The organism is Aliiroseovarius sp., assembly GCF_030148435.1.
GTDB lineage: Bacteria > Pseudomonadota > Alphaproteobacteria > Rhodobacterales > Rhodobacteraceae > JASBTN01.
The window spans coordinates 59,891-78,073 of sequence record NZ_JASBTN010000003.1 but is presented as its reverse complement, the minus strand read 5'-3'; the positions used below and the strand labels follow the sequence as shown (position 1 = coordinate 78,073).

Here is an 18,183-nt window from a genome sequence, read left to right as displayed (position 1 = left end):
ACGGCTCAGGAACCGGCGACCGCAGCAGCCACTTCGGCGGCGAAGTCTTCTTCTTTCTTCTCGATACCTTCGCCGACTTCCATGCGGATGAAGCCGGTGATCTCGGCGCCGGCTTCCTTGGCGGCGGCCTCGACGGTCAGGTCCGGGTTAATGACGAAGCTCTGGCCCAGCAGGGTCACTTCCGACAGGAACTTCTTCATGCGGCCCTTGATCATGTTCTCGATGATGTTCTCGGGCTTGCCGCTTTCGCGGGCCTGTTCGGTCAGGATGGTGCGCTCTTTCTCGACCACGGCCGGGTCCAGGTCGGCTTCGCCCAGCGAGGCCGGGTTCACGGCGGCGACATGCATCGCGACCTGCTTGCCGAACTCTTCCGAGCCGCCGTTCAGGGCACCCAGAACGCCGATCTTGCCCATGCCGGCGGTGGCGGCGTTGTGCACATAGGTCACAACGGTTTCACCTTCCAGCGACGCCATCCGGCGCAGGGTCATGTTCTCGCCGATGGTGGCGATCTTGTCGGTCAGCACCGCTTCGACGGTCTTGCCGCCGAGGTCGGCGCCCTTCAGGGCTTCGACATCGGCGACGCCCAGAGCGGCGGCGGCAATACCGCCGACCATGTCCTGGAATTCGCCGTTCTTGGCGACGAAATCGGTTTCCGAGTTCACTTCAACCGCGACGCCCTTGCCCCCGGTCACAGCGACGGCGACCAGGCCTTCGGCGGCCACACGGCCCGATTTCTTGGCGGCCTTGGCCAGGCCCTTGGTGCGCAGCCAGTCCACGGCGGCCTCCATGTCGCCGTCATTTTCGACCAGGGCTTTCTTGGCGTCCATCATGCCGACGCCGGTGGATTCACGCAGTTCTTTGACGAGTGCAGCGGTGATAGCCATCTCGTGTCTCCTTGAAATTCGTGTGTCCGGGAGCGGTTTGCCCGCCCCCGGTATCAGGTATGTGACAGAGGCGATCAGGCCTCGGCCGGGGCCTCTTCGGCGACGGCTTCTTCGGCCGGGGCCTCTTCCAGGGCACCCAGGTCGATACCGGCGGCACCCATCTGGGCGCTCATGCCGTCCAGCGCGGCGCGCGAAGCCAGGTCGCAGTAGAGCGAGATGGCACGGGCGGCGTCGTCGTTGCCGGGGATGATGTAATCCACACCCTCGGGCGAGCAGTTGGTGTCAACCACGGCCACAACCGGGATGCCCAGTTTCTTGGCTTCCTTGATCGCCAGCTCTTCTTTCTTCACGTCGATAACGAAAAGCAGGTCCGGGGTGCCGCCCATCTCGGCGATACCGCCCAGCGAGGCTTGCAGCTTGGAGTGCTCACGCTCCATGCCCAGGCGCTCTTTCTTGGTCAGGCCCTCGGCGCCGGAGGCCAGCTTCTCTTCATAGGCTTTCAGACGGTTGATCGACTGCGACACGGTCTGCCAGTTGGTCAGCGTGCCACCCAGCCAGCGGTGGTTCATGAAGTACTGGGCCGATTTCTCGGCGGCGTCGGCGATCGGGCCGGCGGCCTGGCGCTTGGTGCCGACGAACAGCACGCGGCCGCCCTTGGCAACGGTTTCGCGGATCACGTTCAGAGCGGCGTCCAGCATCGGCACGGTCTGGGTCAGGTCCATGATGTGGATCCCGTTGCGCGAGCCATAGATGAACTCGCCCATACGCGGGTTCCAGCGTTGGGTTTGGTGACCAAAGTGAACGCCAGCTTCCAGCAGCTGACGCAGAGTGAATTCGGGAAGCGCCATATCGATTTCCTTTCCGGTTTGGGCCTCGGTGGGGAGCTAGGACGGATGTCCAACCGGCGGACCTGTACGGGATTTCTCCCCGTAAGGCCCAAACCCCACCTGCGAAGTAGGCGCGAAATACAAGGGTTTCAGGTGGTTTGCAAGGGGGGTGTATCGGGTTTCAGGAATGTGGTCCGCAGATTCCCGCCAATCATGCTATGCTAACGGAATTATCGGCAATTCATACCCACAAGGACCGACACATGAGCTTTCCCGATTTCATCAGGGCTTTCCCCGCACTGGATCTCCCGTTTCCCGCCGATGTGGTCGAAACCCACGCCATCCGGTCGGACCGCGGACTGGTGGTTTTCTTTCGGTTTCATCAGGATTTCGATCTTCCGCCGCACAGCCACAAGGCCCAGTGGGGTACGCTGATCGCGGGAGAGATCGAATTGACGATCGGGGGCGAGACGCGTCGCTATCGTCCCGGAGAGGCCTGGGACATACCCGAGGGCGTCGAACACGGGGCCAGGATCAAGGCCGGCAGTTGTGCCATAGACGTCTTCGAGGAACCGGACCGCTATCCGCTCAAATCCTGACCACCGAGTCAGCTTGCACCCGCCCCCTGCCCCTGCCACAAGACCTCATGGACAAGACACATGACATCCTGTGCATCGGAAGCGTCCTGTGGGACGTGATCGGGCGTACGCCGCATTCCATGCGCGTGGGGTCGGACGAGCCTGGCCGCATCACCCGTCTGCCCGGCGGCGTGGCGATGAACATTGCCATGACCCTGCGCCGGTTTGATCTGACGCCTGCTCTGCTGACCGCCATTGGCGATGATCACGACGGGATCGACCTGCTGGCGCGCTGCGGGCGGATGGGAATGGTCACGGAACATGTGCATGTCTCGGCGCAACCGACCGATGTCTATATGGCCGTGGAAGGCCCCGAGGGCCTAATCGCCGCCGTGGCCGACGCCCATTCGCTGGAGGCCGCGGGCGATGCCATCCTCGAGCCCTTGGAAAACGGGACGCTCGGCAGCCCGAAAACGCCCTACCCGGGTGTCATTGCGCTCGATGGCAACCTGACCGTGGACCTGCTGACGGATATCGCCCAGCGTCCCAGCTTTGCCCGCGCCGACCTGCGCGTGGCGCCCGCCAGCCCCGGCAAGGCGCGCCGCTTGCGCCCGCTGATGGAACATCCCGGCGCGACGCTCTATGTAAACCGCGAGGAAGCCGGCTATCTGACCGGCACCACCCCCGTCAGCGCCGAACAGGCCGCAGCCGCCCTGCTGGAGGCCGGGGCCACCCGGGTGCTGGTCACTGACGGCAGCGACCACGGGGCCGAAGGCCGCGAGGGCGACGTGATCATCGCGCCCTGTCCCGAGGTCGAAGTGAAACGCATCACCGGCGCGGGCGACACGTTCATGGCCGCCCATATCGCGGCTGAAATTCGTGGAAAGTCCGCACCAGAAGCCCTTGAATTCGCGCTGGAAACCGCCGCGCGTTATGTCTCCGGAGAAGACCCATGACCGTTCCGATGAAATTTGCACCCGAAGTGATGGAGGCAAAGGCCGACAACCTGCCGATCGTGGCGCTGGAAAGCACCATCATCACCCATGGCATGCCCTTCCCGCAGAATGTGGAAACCGCCCGCCTTGTCGAAACCACCGTGCGCGAGAACGGCGCGGTGCCCGCCACCATGGCGGTGATCGACGGCCTGCTGCACGTGGGGCTGACCGGCGCGGAGCTGGACGGCCTGGGCCGGGCCAGCGGCGTGGCAAAACTCAGCCGCGCGGACTTCGCGGCCTGCCTTGCCAGCGGAGGCACCGGCGCGACCACCGTGGCCGCCACGATGATCGCCGCGCGCCTCGCCGGGATCGAGGTCTTTGCCACCGGCGGCATCGGCGGCGTGCACCGCGGGGCCGAGACCAGCTTCGACATCTCCGCCGACCTGTCGGAACTTGCGCAGACCGCCGTGACAGTCGTGGCCGCCGGGGCCAAGGCGATTCTGGACATTCCGAAGACTCTGGAAGTGCTGGAAACCTCAGGCGTGCCGGTCATCACTTTCGGTCAGGACGCGTTCCCGGCATTCTGGTCGCAAAGCTCCGGCCTGCCCTCGCCGTTGCGCATGGATGATCCCGCCCAGATCGCCAAAGCGCACCGCATGCGCGCGGACATGGGGCTTCCGGGCGGGCAGCTCGTCGCCAATCCGATCCCCACCGAGGCCGAGATCAGCCGCGAGACCCTGGCCCCGGTGATCGTCACGGCGCTTGCCGAGGCCGATGCGCAGGGCATTGCCGCCAAACAGGTCACGCCCTTCCTGCTGGACCATATTTTCCACGCCACCGACGGCGCCTCGCTGGCGGCGAATATCGCGCTGGTCAGGAACAATGCGGCCCTTGCCGCGCGAATTGCGGCCAGACTGGTGGAAACGCCCTGAATTCAGGCATAACGCACTCCAATCGCCCATTGCCGTAGGGGCCGACAAACCCTACATTCGCGCGAACGATCAAAGAAAAGTTGACCATGGACGAGCACGACCCGCATCACCGGCGCCGCTGGCGCCCCTTCTCGGGCCTCAGGAACAATTTCCTGGCGGGCCTCGTCATCGTCGTGCCCATCGCGATCACCATGTGGATGATCTGGACCTTCGTCGGCTGGATCGACAGCTGGGTCCTGCCCTTCGTGCCGGGGGCCTATCATCCGGACGCGCTGATCAACCGCTTCTTCGGCGACAGCGCCTGGTTCAAGTGGATCTTCGGCGAGGAAGAGGTCAGCGTGAACATCCGCGGTGTCGGCGTGGTCCTGTTCCTTCTTTTCACCGTGCTGGTGGGCTGGATCACGAAGGGGCTGATCGGTCGCAGCCTGCTGCATTGGGCCGAGGGGCTGGTCGACCGGATGCCGGTGGTGCGATCGCTCTACAACGGGATCAAACAGATTGCCGAGACGGTCTTTGCCCAGACCGAAACCAAGTTCGACAAGGCCTGCCTGGTGGAATATCCGCGCAAGGGGATCTGGGCGATTGCCTTTGTCTCGACCAATGCCAGGGGCGAGATCGACCAGCGTATCCCCGTGGACGAGCCGATCATCTCGGTCTTCCTGCCGACCACTCCGAACCCGACCTCCGGCTTTCTGCTTTTCGTGCCACAGCATTCGGTGATCATGCTGGACATGTCGGTCGAGGATGCCGCCAAGCTGGTGATTTCCGCGGGCCTGGTCTATCCCAACCCGAAAGACCCGTCGAAGGCGAAACCCGCTGGAATAACGGGAAAATAACGGATCATGCTCTGGGCTGGCCTGACCGGTTTCGCGACCGGCTTTTCCCTGATCCTGGCAATCGGCGCGCAGAATGCCTTTGTCCTGCGCCAGGGGCTTCTGCGCCAGCATGTGTTCTGGCTCTGCCTGTTCTGTGCCGGCTCGGACGCGGTGCTGATCGCCGCCGGGGTCGCGGGGTTTGCCGCCCTGGTGCTTGCCCTGCCCGCGCTTCCGATGGTGATGAGCCTTGCCGGCGCCGCCTTTCTGTTCGTCTACGGCCTGACCCGGTTCCGCGAAGCCTGGATTGGCGAATACGCGTTGCAGATCGACGGGCAGAGCCGCTCGCTGAAAAAGACCATCGCCATCGCGGCCGCATTTACCTGGCTGAACCCGCATGTCTATCTGGATACGCTGGGTCTGATCGGTGCAATCTCGACCGGATTCGCGGATGGCGCCCAGAAATGGGCCTTCGGCTCTGGTGCGGTCCTGGCCTCTTTCAGTTTCTTCTTTTCACTGGGTTACGGCGCGCGGCTGTTGGCTCCGATCATGCAAAGCCCGCGCGCCTGGCGAGTTCTGGATCTGCTCATCGGCCTTGTTATGTGGGCGATTGCGGCAAAATTGCTTCACCCCTACCTGACCTGAGCGAAATTTTTCCCAAGCCCGCCAATTCCCTGTTAGTCTTTTGTTTACGAGAAGGGGGAAGTGAGATGAAAAAAATCGTTCTTGGTATGGCAATTGCGGCGCTGGGTGCCAGCGCAGCCCAGGCAGGCGCTTTGGTCGATCCGATTGTCGAACCGGTGGTGATCGTGGAGGAGGCCGCAACCACGTCCTCTGCCGGGATTCTGATCCCGATCCTGCTGTTGATTCTGCTGGGCGTGGCCCTGACGAATGGCAGTTCCAGCTCGGCGCCCATCGGCTGACAAAGCAGGCTGGCGACAGCAAACACCTGACGCCTCCCAAACCGAACAAACCTGGAGACCTGATATGAAGAAATTTGCACTTTCGGCCCTGGTTGCCTTTACCGTGGCCACCTCTGCCAATGCCGGCGCCCTGGTCGACCCGATCGTCGAGCCGGTCGTGATCGTTGAAGAGGCTGCCACGACCTCGTCGGCAGGCATTCTGATCCCGATCCTGCTGTTGATCCTGCTGGGCGTGGCCCTGGCGGGCGGCAGCAGCTCGCCGTCGGAATAATCTCTGGCAATATGCAAAACGTGAAACGCCCCGTCCTGGAACGGGGCGTTTTTCTTTAAGCCGGACCCTCCGCTCAGAGCGCGGTCCAGCCCCCATCCACCGAAATCGTCGTGCCGGTGATCTGCGCCGCAGCCTCGGAACACAGGAAGACGCAGGTGCCGCCCATCTGTTCGACCGTGGCAAATTCCTTTGACGGCTGACGCGCCAGCATGACCTTCTTCACCACCTCGTCGCGCTCCATGCCGTATTCCTTCATCGTGTCGGGAATCTGCGCCTCGACCAGCGGGGTCAACACGTAGCCCGGGCAGATCGCATTGGCGGTAATCTGCTCCTCGGCGGTTTCCAGCGCGGTGGTCTTGGTCAGGCCGACCACCCCGTGCTTGGCGGCGATATAGGCGCTTTTGTAGGGGCTGGCGGTCAGCCCGTGCGCCGAGGCGATATTGACCACCCTGCCCCAGCCAGCCGCGCGCATCATCGGCAGCGCTGCGGCGGTGGTATGAAAGGCCGAGCTGAGGTTGATCGCAATGATCGCATCCCACTTGTCCAGCGGGAACTCGTCGATCGGCGCCACGTGCTGGATCCCTGCGTTATTTACCAGGATGTCGCATTTGCCCGCCTGTTCGACCAGGGCCCGGCATTCGTCCCCCTTCGACATGTCCGCCTTGATGTAACGAGCCTTGACGCCGTGTTCGGCGCCGATCTTTTCGGCCAGGGCGTGATCCTCGTCGCGGTCGGTAAAGGAATTCAGAACCACGTCGGCACCGGCGCGGGCCAGCTCGATCGCCACCCCCAGACCGATGCCCGAATTTGAACCCGTAATGACCGCGGTTTTTCCGGCAAGCGTCATGAAATTGTCCTCTGCTTCAACTGTCGCGACGACCATAGCGAAGCTGGCGACGATGACCAGTGGCGGGACGTCGCGCGCACCGGTTGCCCCCCGCGATTTGCGAACGGGCGCCCGGCGGCCTTCCGCCGTCGGCAACAGATGTGATGGAGGTAAAAAAAACGCCCGCACAAGGCGGGCGTTAAGTCATTGAGGCAGGTTTCATACAGGCAAGAAACCTATCGAGCAGTAAATTCTTTATACTGCCTCTCCCCGCCGAGTCCAAGCTAAAAGTTTGAAATCACTTGGACCGCCCATTAGGCTCGGCCCAAGAAAAACAGGGCAGACAGAGGATTGTTGCACAAATGAGATCACAGTTTTTCGCGAAACTTCGCGGGGTTTTCGGCGCCGCGGCGATTCTGGCGACGCTGCCGGGGGCGATTCTCTCGCAGCCCTCCCATGGCATATCCATGTATGGCGATCCGGGACTGCCACCGGATTTTGTGTCCTTCCCCTATGCAAATGCTGACGCTCCGAAGGGAGGGCGGCTGGTGTTGGCTGAAGGCGGCGGTTTCGACAGCCTGCATCCCTTCATCCGCAAGGGACGGGCCCCCTGGCATCAGCGCGGCCTGGTCTTCGACACGCTGATGGCGCGCAACTGGGATGAGCCCTTCGCGCTTTACGGCCTGCTGGCCGAATCGATCAACGTGGGAGCGAATCGCGACTGGGTGGAATTCACCCTGCGGCCCGAGGCCCGGTTTTCCGATGGTAGCCCCGTGACCGTCGCCGACGTGATGTGGAGCTACGAGACCCTGGGCACCAAGGGCCACCCGCGCTACCAGACCGCCTGGGGCAAGGTCGCGTCGATGGAACAGACCGGTCCGCGCTCGGTCAAGTTCACCTTCAATGTCGAGGACCGCGAACTGGCGCTGCTGATGGGGATGCGCCCGATCCTGCAAAAGTCGCAATGGGAGGGCCGCGATTTCTCGGTCTCGGGTTTCGACCTCATCCCCATCGGCTCCGGCCCCTATACGGTCGGTGACTATGAGGCGGGCCGTTATATCGAGTTCAAACGCAACCCGGATTATTGGGCCGCCGACCTGCCCGCTCGTCGTGGCCAGTTCAACTTCGACACGGTGCGCGTGGATTACTACGCCGATGCCACGGTGATTTTCGAAGCTTTCCGGGCCGGAGAAAGCTCGGTCTTTCGTGAAGGCAACCCGGCCCGTTGGGCCTCGAACTACGATTTCCCGCGCGTGGCCTCCGGTGACGTCGTCATGAACGAGATCCCGCACCAGCGCCCGACCGGCATTCGCGGCCTGGTGATGAACACACGCCGCCCGGTGTTCTCCGACATTCGCGTGCGCGACGCCATGATGCATCTGTTCAACTTCACCTTCATCAACCGCACCGTGACCGGCGGAGGCGAGCCGCGCATCCGGTCGTTCTTCGACAACTCCAGCCTGGGCATGAAGGTGGGCGAACCGGCCGAGGGCGCGGTGCGCGCTTTGCTGGAACCTTTCGCGGATCAGATCCCGGCCGCCGCTCTCGACGGTTACGCCCTGCCCGAGGGGGACGACAGCCTGCGAAACCGCCGCGCCCTGCGCCGTGCGCTTGCCCTGTTCGAACAGGCTGGCTGGACCTTGCAGGAAGGAAAGCTGCGCAATGCCGACGGCGCTCCGTTCCGCTTTGAAATCCTGCTGGTGACGGGTGCCAACGAGACGCGCCAGATCGTCGATCTTTTCGTCGAGGCGCTGGAGACCGCAGGTGTCGAGGTCGCCGTGACCCCGGTTGACAACGCGCAATACAAGGAACGCACCCAGGGGTTCGATTTCGACATGACCTGGTATCGCCGATCGCTCAGTCTGAGCCCGGGCAACGAACAGAAGCTCTACTGGGGCAGCGCAATGCGCGAGACCCCCGGTTCGCGCAACTGGATGGGCGTGGCCAGCCCCGCCATCGACGCCATGATCGACGAAATGCTGCGCGCCGAGGACCAGGACGGGTTCACCGCCGCCACACGCGCGCTGGACCGGCTCCTGACCGCCGGACGCTATGTCATCCCGGTGTGGTACACCGATCATTCGCGCCTGGCCCATGTGAAGGAGATCCGCTTCCCCGAGCGTCTGCCGGTCTATGGCGACTGGATCGGCTTCCTGCCCGATGTCTGGTGGTACGAAGAGTAGTTTCGTAGCAGCAACATGACCATTGCCCCGCCCCGCCGGACTGCGTAAACGGCGGGGTGAAAGGGGTGCATCATGGGCATTTTCGAACGGTTTCTGTCACTCTGGGTCGGGCTTGCGATCCTTGCGGGCGTAGTGCTGGGCAACCTTGCGCCGGGTCTTTTCGCCGCCGTTGCCGCGCTGGAACTGGCTCGGGTGAACCTGGTGGTCGCGGTTCTGATCTGGGTGATGATCTACCCGATGATGGTGCAGATCGACTTTGCCTCGATCCGGGACATCGGCCGCCGGCCGCGCGGGCTGGTGCTGACCCTGGTGGTGAACTGGCTGATCAAGCCCTTTACCATGGCCGCGCTGGGCTGGCTGTTCTTCCGGGTGATCTTTGCCCCTTTCGTCGACCCGGACACGGCGGGCGAATACATTGCCGGGATGATCCTGCTGGGTGTCGCGCCCTGTACCGCCATGGTCTTCGTCTGGAGCCAACTGACAAAGGGCGACGCGAATTACACGCTGGTGCAGGTCAGCGTGAACGATGTGATCATGGTCTTCGCCTTCGCGCCCATTGCCGCCTTCCTGTTGGGCGTCAGCAATGTGGCCGTGCCCTGGCAGACGCTGCTGCTCTCGGTCGTGCTCTATGTGGTGCTGCCGCTGGCGGCCGGTATTCTGACACGCAGCGCGCTGGGGGACGCCGGCCACGTGAGTGACTTCCTGGCCCGGGTAAAACCCTGGTCCGTGGTGGGGCTGCTGGCCACCGTCGTTCTGCTGTTCGGCTTCCAGGCGCAGACAATCCTGGCCCAGCCCCTGGCCATCGTGATGATCGCCGTGCCGCTGCTGATCCAGAGCTACGGTATCTTCGCCATTGCCTATGGCGCGGCCAAGGCCATGCGCCTTTCCCATGACGTGGCGGCGCCGGCCAGCATGATCGGCACGTCGAACTTCTTCGAACTGGCGGTGGCCGTGGCGATCTCTCTGTTCGGGCTGAACTCCGGGGCGGCCCTGGCCACGGTTGTGGGCGTGTTGGTCGAGGTGCCGGTGATGCTGTCGCTTGTCGCCTTTGCCAACCGCACCCGGCATTGGTTCCCGAAACAGGAACCACCCGGAGAGCCTGCACCGATCAACAGGTAGGGCGCCGCCGGGTCAGCTCAGGTCAACTCAGGTCAGGGACGTTACCCAGAGGATCGTTGCGTCCTCTTCGCTGATCGACACCACATTGTGCCCCATCGAGGCATCGTAATAGGCGCTGTCGCCACGACGCATTTCGACCGGTTCGTAGAATTCCGTGATCAGCCGGATCGCCCCGGTCAGAACATAGAGGAATTCCTCGCCGTCATGGCGCACCCAACCGTCGAACTCGTCGAAACTGCGTGCGCGCACCCGGGCGCGGTAGGGCAGCATCGCCTTCTTGGTCAGGGCGCCTGCCAGCATTTCGTGCTCGTAGGTCACGGTCGCGTGGGCCGAGCCCTCGCCCGATTTGGTCACGGCCATCCGGCCTGACACCTGTGCCGCCTTCGGCGCGGTGAAAAGCTGCGGCACCGAGATCTCGAGCCCGACCGCCAGCTTCTTCAGCGCCTCGTAGGTGGGCGACATCTGGCCGTTTTCGATCTTTGACAGGGTCGAGCGGGCAAGCCCCGCCTGGTTTGCCGCCTGCTCCAGGGTCCAGCCACGCGATTTACGCAGCTCACGCACCCGCTCCCCCAGGTTCAGGGGCTGCGGATCACCCGCCTCTTCGCCGCTTTCGCGGGCCAGGCGGATCAGACTGGGTTCATGCGGTTTTTCCATGAGAACGGGTATACTGGCGCATGTCCCCCTATTGCAACCACATGGGGACGGGGGCACAAAGCGGGCATGCAAGCAATTTTCGATCAGGGTCCCTTCGCCCCCCCGCCCGCCGATTTCAACATGGCCGCCCATGTGCTGACCCATGCGCGAGACATGGGCGACAAGCGGGCGCTGTCGATCCTCGGACAGGGGAATGACCACTGGACCTACGCCCAGCTCGACCGGGCCGTGCGCGGCATATCGGGCGGGCTGCTGGCACGTGGCCTGACCCCGGGTGCCCATGTCCTGATGCGGCTGGGCAACAATGTCGACTTCCCGCTCGCCTTTCTGGGATGCATTGCGGCGGGGCTGGTGCCGGTGCCGACATCGTCCCAGCTGACCGCGCCAGAGATCACCAGGATGGCGGCGGTACTGGACCCGGACCTGATCATCGCCGGCGAGGGCATCGCCCTGCCCGATCCCCTGCCCTGCGAAACCCTGTCGAGTGCCGATCTGCACGCCCTTGCCGACCACGCCCCCGCACCCTTCGACATGGGCGACCCGAACCGCCCGGCCTATGTGATCTTTACCTCCGGCACCTCCGGGATTGCCCGGGCCGTGACACATGCGCACCGGGCGATCTGGGCGCGGCGGATGATGCACCAGGGCTGGTACGGGATTTCTGCCGACGATCGGCTGATGCATGCGGGGGCCTTCAACTGGACATATACGCTGGGCACCGGGTTGATGGATCCCTGGAGCGTCGGCGCCACCGCCCTGATCCCCGCGCCGGGCACGCCCGCCAGCGCGCTGCCGTGGTTGATCTCGGATCACGGCGCAACGATCTTCGCAGCGGCACCCGGCGTCTATCGCCAGATGATGAAGGCAGAGCTGCCCGCCTTTCCAGCCCTGCGCCACGGGTTGTCGGCCGGGGAGAAGCTCCCCGCAACGACGCGAACAAACTGGGAAAAGGCCACCGGAACCCCGATTCACGAAGCCTATGGCATGTCGGAATGCTCCACCTTTGTCTCGGGCGGGCCGGACCATCCGGCCCCTGCGGGCACGCTGGGCTATCCGCAGGTCGGACGCCGCGTCGCGGTGATCGGCGAGGATGCACCCGTCGGCTTTGATCAGCCCGGCACCCTGGCCATTTCCAGCCGTGATCCCGGGTTGATGCTGGGCTATCACGGCGCAGCCGAGGAGACCGCCGCCAAGTTCAACGGCGAGTGGTTCCTGACCGGCGACACCGTTTCCATGGCGGCCGATGGCGTGATCACCTACCTGGGGCGTGGCGACGACATGATGAATGCAGGCGGGTTCCGCGTTTCGCCAATCGAGGTCGAGGCCGCCATGACCGCCCATCCCGGCGTGCATGAAGCCGCCTGCGCCGAGGTCTCGGTCAAGGCCGATGCAAGCGTGATCGCCTGTTTCTACGTGCCCGAGGACGCGCCGGTGGATGAAGGGAGCCTCACCACTCACGCCCACGCCCAACTGGCGCATTACAAATGCCCGCGCCTCTTCGTGCCGGTCGGGGCGCTGCCACGTGGCGCCAACAACAAGATCCTGCGGCGGGAACTGCGGGCGGAGTTCGAGAAGGGGCGCAAGGGCTGAGCCGGAAATGCCGCGCAGGCGCACAGCCACTTGCGCGGGCATGCACGGCACGCCCCTTTCCCCGCCCGCAATTCCCCGCTAGGACAAGTCCAAAGGAGCCTTGCCATGATCCCTCTGCATATTTTTTCCGATCCGATCTGCCCCTGGTGCTACATCGGAAAGACGCGGTTGGACCGGGCGCTGGAGGCCCGACCGCAACACCCGCTGACAATCCAGTGGCACCCGTTCCAGCTGAACCCGGAAATGCCTGCTGGTGGCATGGACCGTCGCGATTACCTGGAAACCAAGTTCGGCGGCAAGGACGGGGCGGTGCGCGCCTATATGCCGGTGGTGGAAGAGGCCGCGGCTTCGGGGCTCGAGATCGATTTTGAAGCGATCAAACGTACGCCCAACACGCTGGATGCCCACCGGCTGATCCACTGGGCCGGGATCGAGGGACGCCAGACCGCCGCCGTGTCCAGGCTTTTCAGGGCCTATTTCAACGAGGGTCTCGATATCGGTGATCGCGCCACCCTGACCGAGATCGCGGGCGCCATCGGCATGGACGCCGACCTGGTCGCCCGGCTCCTGGACAGCGATGCGGATGCTGACGATATTCGGGCCCGCGACGCCGACGCGCGCCACAAGGGGGTGACATCCGTGCCGACTTTCGTCATCGCCAACCAGCACGTGGTCCCGGGCGCGCAGCCGACCGAACTCTGGACCCGGGTGATCGACGACATCACCGCGCAGATCAAGGCGCAACCCGACGAAGGCGCGTGATCAACACGCCGGGTTTGCTCACCCTTTGGGCACCTGTTCCCCATGGCAAACGAAGGCCCTTTTGATGCGTTTCCCCGCCCCCGTCAAACCGCTCGGCCTGATCGAGTTCATAGCGCTGATGGCGATGATGTTCGCGATCCTCGCCTTTTCCATCGATTCGATGCTGCCGGCGCTGCCGCGGATCGGCGCCGAACTCAGCCCGCATGACCTGAACCGCGCGCAGCTTGTCGTGGGTGCCTTCGTGCTGGGCATGGGGGCTGGCCAGCTGTTCATGGGCCCGGCCTCGGACAGTTTCGGGCGGCGCCCGGTGGTGCTGGTGGGAATGGCGATATATGTGCTCGCCGGTTGGGCGGCGCTTGGAGCCGACAGCCTGACCGCGCTTCTGCTGTGGCGCTTTGCGCAGGGGTTCGGCGGTTCTGCCCCGCGCACGGTCGGCGTGGCGATTACCCGCGACCTCTATTCGGGCCGCATGATGGCGCGGGTCAGTTCCTTCACCTTCATGGTCTTCGTCATGGTGCCCGCCGTCGCGCCCTATGTCGGCCAACTGGTGATCAACGCCTGGGACTGGCGCTCGATGTTTACCGTCTACATGGTGGTCGGCGTGGTCATGGGCTGCTGGTTTCTGTCGCGCCAGCCCGAAACCCTGTCTTCCGAGGCCCGGAAACCCTTTACCGTCGCCCGCTTTGCCCGGGGCGTGCACGAGGTCTTTTCGATCCGCCGGGTGGTGATCCACATCGGCGTTCTGACCCTGGGGTTCGGGCTTCTCATGGCCTATATCTCGACCGCTCAGCCAATCTTCGTCGACGCATTGGGCGCGGGCGAGGACTTCCCGCTTTTCTTTGCCGCGATGACCGTGATCGCCTCGCCCGCGTCGCTGCTGAACGCGCGGCTGGTCATGCGCATGGGCATGTCGCGGCTGGTGTCGATCACCTATGCGCTGCAGGCGGTTCTGGCCTCGATCCTGTTCCTGGTCTGGTGGGCCGGGCTGGTGCCCGATGCCTGGGCCATCTGGGTCTATTTCGCCTGGAGCTGTTCCGTGTTCATGATGAACGGGTTCAACTTCGGCAATCTCAATGCGCTCGCGATGGAGCCCCTGGGCCATGTGGCGGGCACCGGATCGGCGCTGATCGGCGCGGTTTCGACCATGCTGGCGGTGGTTCTGGCGGTTCCGATCGGCCTGGCCTTTAACGGCACGCCGCTGCCGATGATCGGTGGCGCGGCGGTGCTGTCGCTGCTGGCCTGGCTGGGGATGAAGCTTGCCGGGCCGGATGTGCCGCTGGACTAGGTGTTTAATCCAGTGGCACGCGCGAGGGGCGCTGGTGTATGGCGGGGCCGACGAGTTTTTTTCCGAGTGTTCCGAACAGCACTGAAAGGCGGATGGCCGGGGTTCATCGAACCGCCCCCTACCCTTTCGACTTGGCCCTGGCCTTCTCTTCCTTGACCTTCAACGCCAGATCCTGGGCAATGGCAAAGGCGCCCTTAATCTTGTCCGAGGCCTTCTTCCAGTCGCGCCGCACGACGATCTTGTTGTCGCGCACCTTGGCGAGCCCGTTCTGTGCCTGGATGAATTCCACCAGACCGGCGGGCGAGGCAAACTTGTCGTTGTGAAACTCGATCGTCGCGCCCTTGGGTCCACCATCCAGTTTCGCAATCCCCGCCCGTTTGCACATCGCCTTGATGCGCACGACCAGCAACAGGGTATTGACTTCTTTCGGCAGTTTCCCGAACCGGTCGATCAGCTCGGCGGCAAACCCCTCCAGCTCGACCTTGGTCGACAGGCCCGACAGGCGGCGATAGAGGCCCAGGCGCACGTCCAGATCGGGCACGTAGTCATCCGGGATCAGCACCGGCACGCCGAGGTTGATCTGCGGCGCCCAGGTGTCGTCGGACTCTGACAGGCCTTCCATTTCGCCCGACCTTATCTTGGCAATCGCCTCCTCCAGCATCTGCTGATACAGCTCGTATCCCACTTCCCTCATCTGCCCGGACTGTTCCTCGCCCAACAGATTGCCCGCGCCGCGAATGTCCAGATCCTGCGAGGCCAGTGTGAACCCGGCCCCCAGCGCATCAAGCGACCCCAATACACGCAACCGCTTTTCGGCGGTCGGCGTCAGCGGCACGCGCGGCTTGGTGGTCAGATAGGCGTAGGCGCGGGTTTTCGAACGCCCGACCCGCCCCCGGATCTGATAGAGCTGCGCCAGACCGAACATGTCGGCACGGTGAATCACCATCGTGTTGGCGGTGGGAATATCGATCCCGCTTTCCACGATCGTGGTGGCCAGAAGCACATCGTATTTGCCGTCATAGAAGGCGTTCATGCGGCTGTCGAGCTCTCCCGCCGCCATCTGGCCATGGGCAACGACAAAGCTCACCTCCGGGACATGGTCGCGCAGGAACGCCTCGATCTCCGGCAGGTCCTTGATGCGCGGCACGACAAAAAAGCTCTGCCCGCCGCGATAGTGCTCGCGCAGCAGCGCCTCGCGAATGGTGACTGAATCGAACTCGGACACGTAGGTGCGGATCGACAGCCGATCCACCGGCGGCGTGCCGATGATCGACAGGTCACGCACGCCCGACAGGCTCATCTGCAGGGTGCGCGGGATTGGCGTGGCCGACAGGGTCAGCACATGCACATCCGAGCGCATTTCCTTCAGCCGTTCCTTGTGGCCCACGCCGAAGCGCTGTTCTTCGTCCACGATCAACAGCCCCAGCTTGTCGAACCGCACGCCTTTGGCCAGGAGCGCATGGGTGCCCACGACGATATCCATCGTGCCGCGGGACATGCCCTCGCGGGTGAGGTTCGCGTCCTTCTGCGAGACGAAACGGCTGAGCTGCCCGACCTGAATCGGAAAGCCCCGGAAACGTTCGGAAAAGCTCTTGTAATGCTGGCGCGCCAGCAGCGTGGTCGGCGCGATCACCGCCACCTGCATCCCCGCCATGGCCGCCACGAAGGCCGCGCGCATCGCCACTTCGGTCTTGCCAAAGCCCACGTCACCGCAGATCAGCCGGTCCATCGGCATGCCCGAGGCGATATCCTCTATCACATCTGAAATCGCCGAGAACTGATCCTCGGTCTCCTGATAGGGGAAGCGTGCGGAAAACTCTTCCCACGCGTGATGCGGTGCCTCCATCACCGGCGCCTTGCGCAGGGCGCGTTCGGCGGCGAGGCGAATGAGCTTGTCGGCCACCTCGCGGATGCGTTCCTTGAGCTTGGCCTTCTTCGCCTGCCAGGCGCCGCCGCCGAGCTTGTCAAGCAGCCCGGTGTCATGCCCGAATTTGGACAGAAGCTCGATATTCTCGACCGGGAGATACAGCCGGTCGCCCCCCGCATATTCCAACAGCAGGCATTCATGCGGCGCGCCGGCGGCGGTGACGGTTTCCAGCCCGACATAACGCCCGACCCCGTGGTCCACATGCACCACGAGGTCGCCTTGAGACAGGCTCTGCGCCTCGGTCAGGAAGTTTTCGGCCCGCCGTTTGCGTTTCGGCGCACGGATCAGCCGGTCGCCCAGCACGTCCTGTTCGGAAATCACCGTGAGGCCCGCGCCCTCGAAACCATGTTCCAGCGGCCAGACCGCCAGGTAGACGCCGCCATGCGTATCCGGCACGTCGCGGAAATCCCTGATCTGCGCGGTGGCGGTCAGCCCCTCGTCGGCCAGCAGCCCTTGCAGACGTTCCCGTGCCCCTTCGGAGTAGGAGGCAATGACCACCGGCCCCTCGCCCCGCTTCGCTTTTACATGGTCGGCGAGTGCACTGAACAGATTGACCTTTTCCTGTTGACGCTCCGGCGAGAAATTGCGCCCGATACGCCCTCCGCCGTCCAGCACCCCTGCCCCGGTCGATTGCGGCAGGGCCACGGTCTGCACCACGCGGCGCCCCTTGAGCGTTGCCTCCCAGGCAAGATCATCCAGATACAGAAGCTCCGGCGGGCACGGTTTATAGACCGTATCCATGCGGTTCCTGGCCCCCATGGCGATCTTGCGCGTTTCATATTGATCCGCGATCCCCTCCCAGCGGGACAGGCGCGCGGGCGTCAGTTGATCATCCAGCAGGATCGGCGCGTCCGGCAGGTAGTCGAACAGGGTCTCCAGCTTCTCGTGAAAGAAGGGCAGCCAGTGTTCCACCCCCTGATGCTTGCGCCCCGCCGAGACCGCCTCGTAGAGCGGATCATCCGAGCCTGCCGCGCCGAACTCGACGCGGTAATTCTGGCGGAACCGGGCAATGGCCGCCTCGTCCAGGATGACCTCGGAGACCGGGGCAAGCTCCACCACCGACAGGTTTTCCGTGGTGCGCTGTGTGACCGGATCAAACCGCCGGGCCCCGTCCAGAACGTCGCCGAACAGGTCCAGCCGCACCGGGCCCCCGCCCGTGCCGCCATCGCCCGGGGGATAGATGTCGATGATGCCGCCGCGAAAGGCGAAGTCACCCGGTTCCATGACGGTGGGGCTTTGCGAAAACCCCATGCGCACAAGGAAATCACGCAGCGCCTTCTCATCAATCTGGTAATTGACCCGGGCCACGAAGCTGGCGCCGCGCAGAACTTCGCGCGCGGGCACCCGTTGGGTCGCTGCGTTCAGGGTGGTCAGCAAAACGAAAGGGCCCGAGATCGCACCCGAGACCAGCCCCGCCAGCGTCGCCATACGAGCGGCAGAGACATCTGCATTGGGCGACACCCGGTCAAACGGCAGGCAATCCCAGCCCGGAAAGGTCAGGACCGGCACATGGGGGGCGAAAAAGGACAAGGCGGCCTGCATCGCCGCCAGCCGTTTGTCGTCCCGCGCCAAGTGGATGACCGGGCCGGAACCGCGGTCGAGCTCCTTCAACACCAGGCGGGCGTCGAACCCCTCGGGTGCGCCCGAGAGGGTAACGTGGGACGGGCCGGTCATG

At 64.1% G+C, this 18,183-nt stretch carries 17 protein-coding genes; 12 read left to right on the top strand and 5 right to left on the bottom strand.

The features are described from left to right. Positions 1 to 5 precede the first annotated feature (5 nt). Positions 6 to 884, bottom strand: coding sequence for a translation elongation factor Ts (gene tsf, locus Q1V43_RS01375; RefSeq protein ID WP_300513164.1), 879 nt, complete (start codon positions 882 to 884; stop codon positions 6 to 8). Positions 885 to 958: 74 nt separating this feature from the next. Further along, positions 959 to 1,732, bottom strand: coding sequence for a 30S ribosomal protein S2 (gene rpsB, locus Q1V43_RS01370; RefSeq protein ID WP_300513162.1), 774 nt, complete (start codon positions 1,730 to 1,732; stop codon positions 959 to 961). Positions 1,733 to 1,974: 242 nt separating this feature from the next. On the opposite strand from rpsB, the gene Q1V43_RS01365 reads away from it, so the two are divergent. From Q1V43_RS01365 to Q1V43_RS01335, 7 genes are all read left to right on the top strand, one after another. Next, a complete protein-coding gene (locus Q1V43_RS01365) occupies positions 1,975 to 2,310 on the top strand; it encodes a cupin domain-containing protein (RefSeq protein ID WP_300513160.1) in 336 nt (111 codons plus the stop codon). A gap of 47 nt (positions 2,311 to 2,357) precedes the next feature. Beyond that, positions 2,358 to 3,245 carry a PfkB family carbohydrate kinase gene (locus Q1V43_RS01360; protein ID WP_300513158.1) on the top strand — a complete coding sequence of 296 codons (888 nt, stop codon included), beginning with the start codon at positions 2,358 to 2,360 and terminating at the stop codon, positions 3,243 to 3,245. Continuing rightward, complete coding sequence (locus tag Q1V43_RS01355; RefSeq protein WP_300513157.1) at positions 3,242 to 4,156, top strand: pseudouridine-5'-phosphate glycosidase; 915 nt, start codon at positions 3,242 to 3,244, stop codon at positions 4,154 to 4,156. Before Q1V43_RS01360 ends, Q1V43_RS01355 begins: the two co-directional genes overlap by 4 nt. 86 nt (positions 4,157 to 4,242) lie before the next feature. Further along, positions 4,243 to 4,992, top strand: a complete 750-nt coding sequence (locus tag Q1V43_RS01350) for a DUF502 domain-containing protein (RefSeq protein WP_300513155.1) — start codon at positions 4,243 to 4,245, stop codon at positions 4,990 to 4,992. A gap of 6 nt (positions 4,993 to 4,998) precedes the next feature. Then, complete coding sequence (locus Q1V43_RS01345; RefSeq protein ID WP_300513153.1) at positions 4,999 to 5,613, top strand: LysE/ArgO family amino acid transporter; 615 nt, start codon at positions 4,999 to 5,001, stop codon at positions 5,611 to 5,613. Positions 5,614 to 5,678: 65 nt separating this feature from the next. Then, complete coding sequence (locus tag Q1V43_RS01340; protein ID WP_300513151.1) at positions 5,679 to 5,891, top strand: hypothetical protein; 213 nt, start codon at positions 5,679 to 5,681, stop codon at positions 5,889 to 5,891. 64 nt (positions 5,892 to 5,955) lie between these two features. After that, entirely contained in the window at positions 5,956 to 6,162 is a 207-nt protein-coding gene (locus Q1V43_RS01335; protein WP_300513149.1) for a hypothetical protein, read from the top strand. 73 nt (positions 6,163 to 6,235) lie between these two features. On the opposite strand, the gene Q1V43_RS01330 is transcribed toward Q1V43_RS01335, so the two are convergent. After that, positions 6,236 to 7,009 (bottom strand): 3-hydroxybutyrate dehydrogenase, encoded by a 774-nt coding sequence (locus Q1V43_RS01330; protein ID WP_300513147.1) that lies wholly within the window; start codon positions 7,007 to 7,009, stop codon positions 6,236 to 6,238. A gap of 341 nt (positions 7,010 to 7,350) precedes the next feature. Here Q1V43_RS01330 and Q1V43_RS01325 point away from each other — a divergent pair, with 341 nt between their 5' ends. Together Q1V43_RS01325 and arsB are read left to right on the top strand one after the other, a co-directional pair. Beyond that, complete coding sequence (locus tag Q1V43_RS01325) at positions 7,351 to 9,171, top strand: extracellular solute-binding protein (RefSeq protein WP_300513145.1); 1,821 nt, start codon at positions 7,351 to 7,353, stop codon at positions 9,169 to 9,171. 72 nt (positions 9,172 to 9,243) lie between these two features. Further along, positions 9,244 to 10,290: an ACR3 family arsenite efflux transporter gene (gene arsB / locus Q1V43_RS01320; RefSeq protein ID WP_300513143.1), complete on the top strand. Its 1,047-nt coding sequence runs from the start codon at positions 9,244 to 9,246 to the stop codon at positions 10,288 to 10,290. Positions 10,291 to 10,317: 27 nt separating this feature from the next. On the opposite strand, the gene Q1V43_RS01315 is transcribed toward arsB, so the two are convergent. Further along, positions 10,318 to 10,944, bottom strand: coding sequence for an XRE family transcriptional regulator (locus tag Q1V43_RS01315; RefSeq protein ID WP_300513141.1), 627 nt, complete (start codon positions 10,942 to 10,944; stop codon positions 10,318 to 10,320). A 66-nt stretch (positions 10,945 to 11,010) separates the two neighbouring features. Here Q1V43_RS01315 and Q1V43_RS01310 point away from each other — a divergent pair, with 66 nt between their 5' ends. The 3 genes from Q1V43_RS01310 (at position 11,011) to Q1V43_RS01300 (ending at position 14,581) form a co-directional block, all read left to right on the top strand. Next, positions 11,011 to 12,534, top strand: a complete 1,524-nt coding sequence (locus Q1V43_RS01310; RefSeq protein WP_300513139.1) for a class I adenylate-forming enzyme family protein — start codon at positions 11,011 to 11,013, stop codon at positions 12,532 to 12,534. Between the two features lie 105 nt (positions 12,535 to 12,639). Further along, positions 12,640 to 13,296 carry a DsbA family oxidoreductase gene (locus Q1V43_RS01305; protein WP_300513137.1) on the top strand — a complete coding sequence of 219 codons (657 nt, stop codon included), beginning with the start codon at positions 12,640 to 12,642 and terminating at the stop codon, positions 13,294 to 13,296. A 64-nt stretch (positions 13,297 to 13,360) separates the two neighbouring features. Beyond that, positions 13,361 to 14,581 (top strand): multidrug effflux MFS transporter, encoded by a 1,221-nt coding sequence (locus Q1V43_RS01300; protein WP_300513135.1) that lies wholly within the window; start codon positions 13,361 to 13,363, stop codon positions 14,579 to 14,581. A 118-nt stretch (positions 14,582 to 14,699) separates the two neighbouring features. Here the strand turns inward: Q1V43_RS01300 and mfd are convergent, their stop codons facing one another. Next, entirely contained in the window at positions 14,700 to 18,182 is a 3,483-nt protein-coding gene (gene mfd / locus Q1V43_RS01295; protein WP_300513133.1) for a transcription-repair coupling factor, read from the bottom strand. Position 18,183 lies beyond the last annotated feature (1 nt).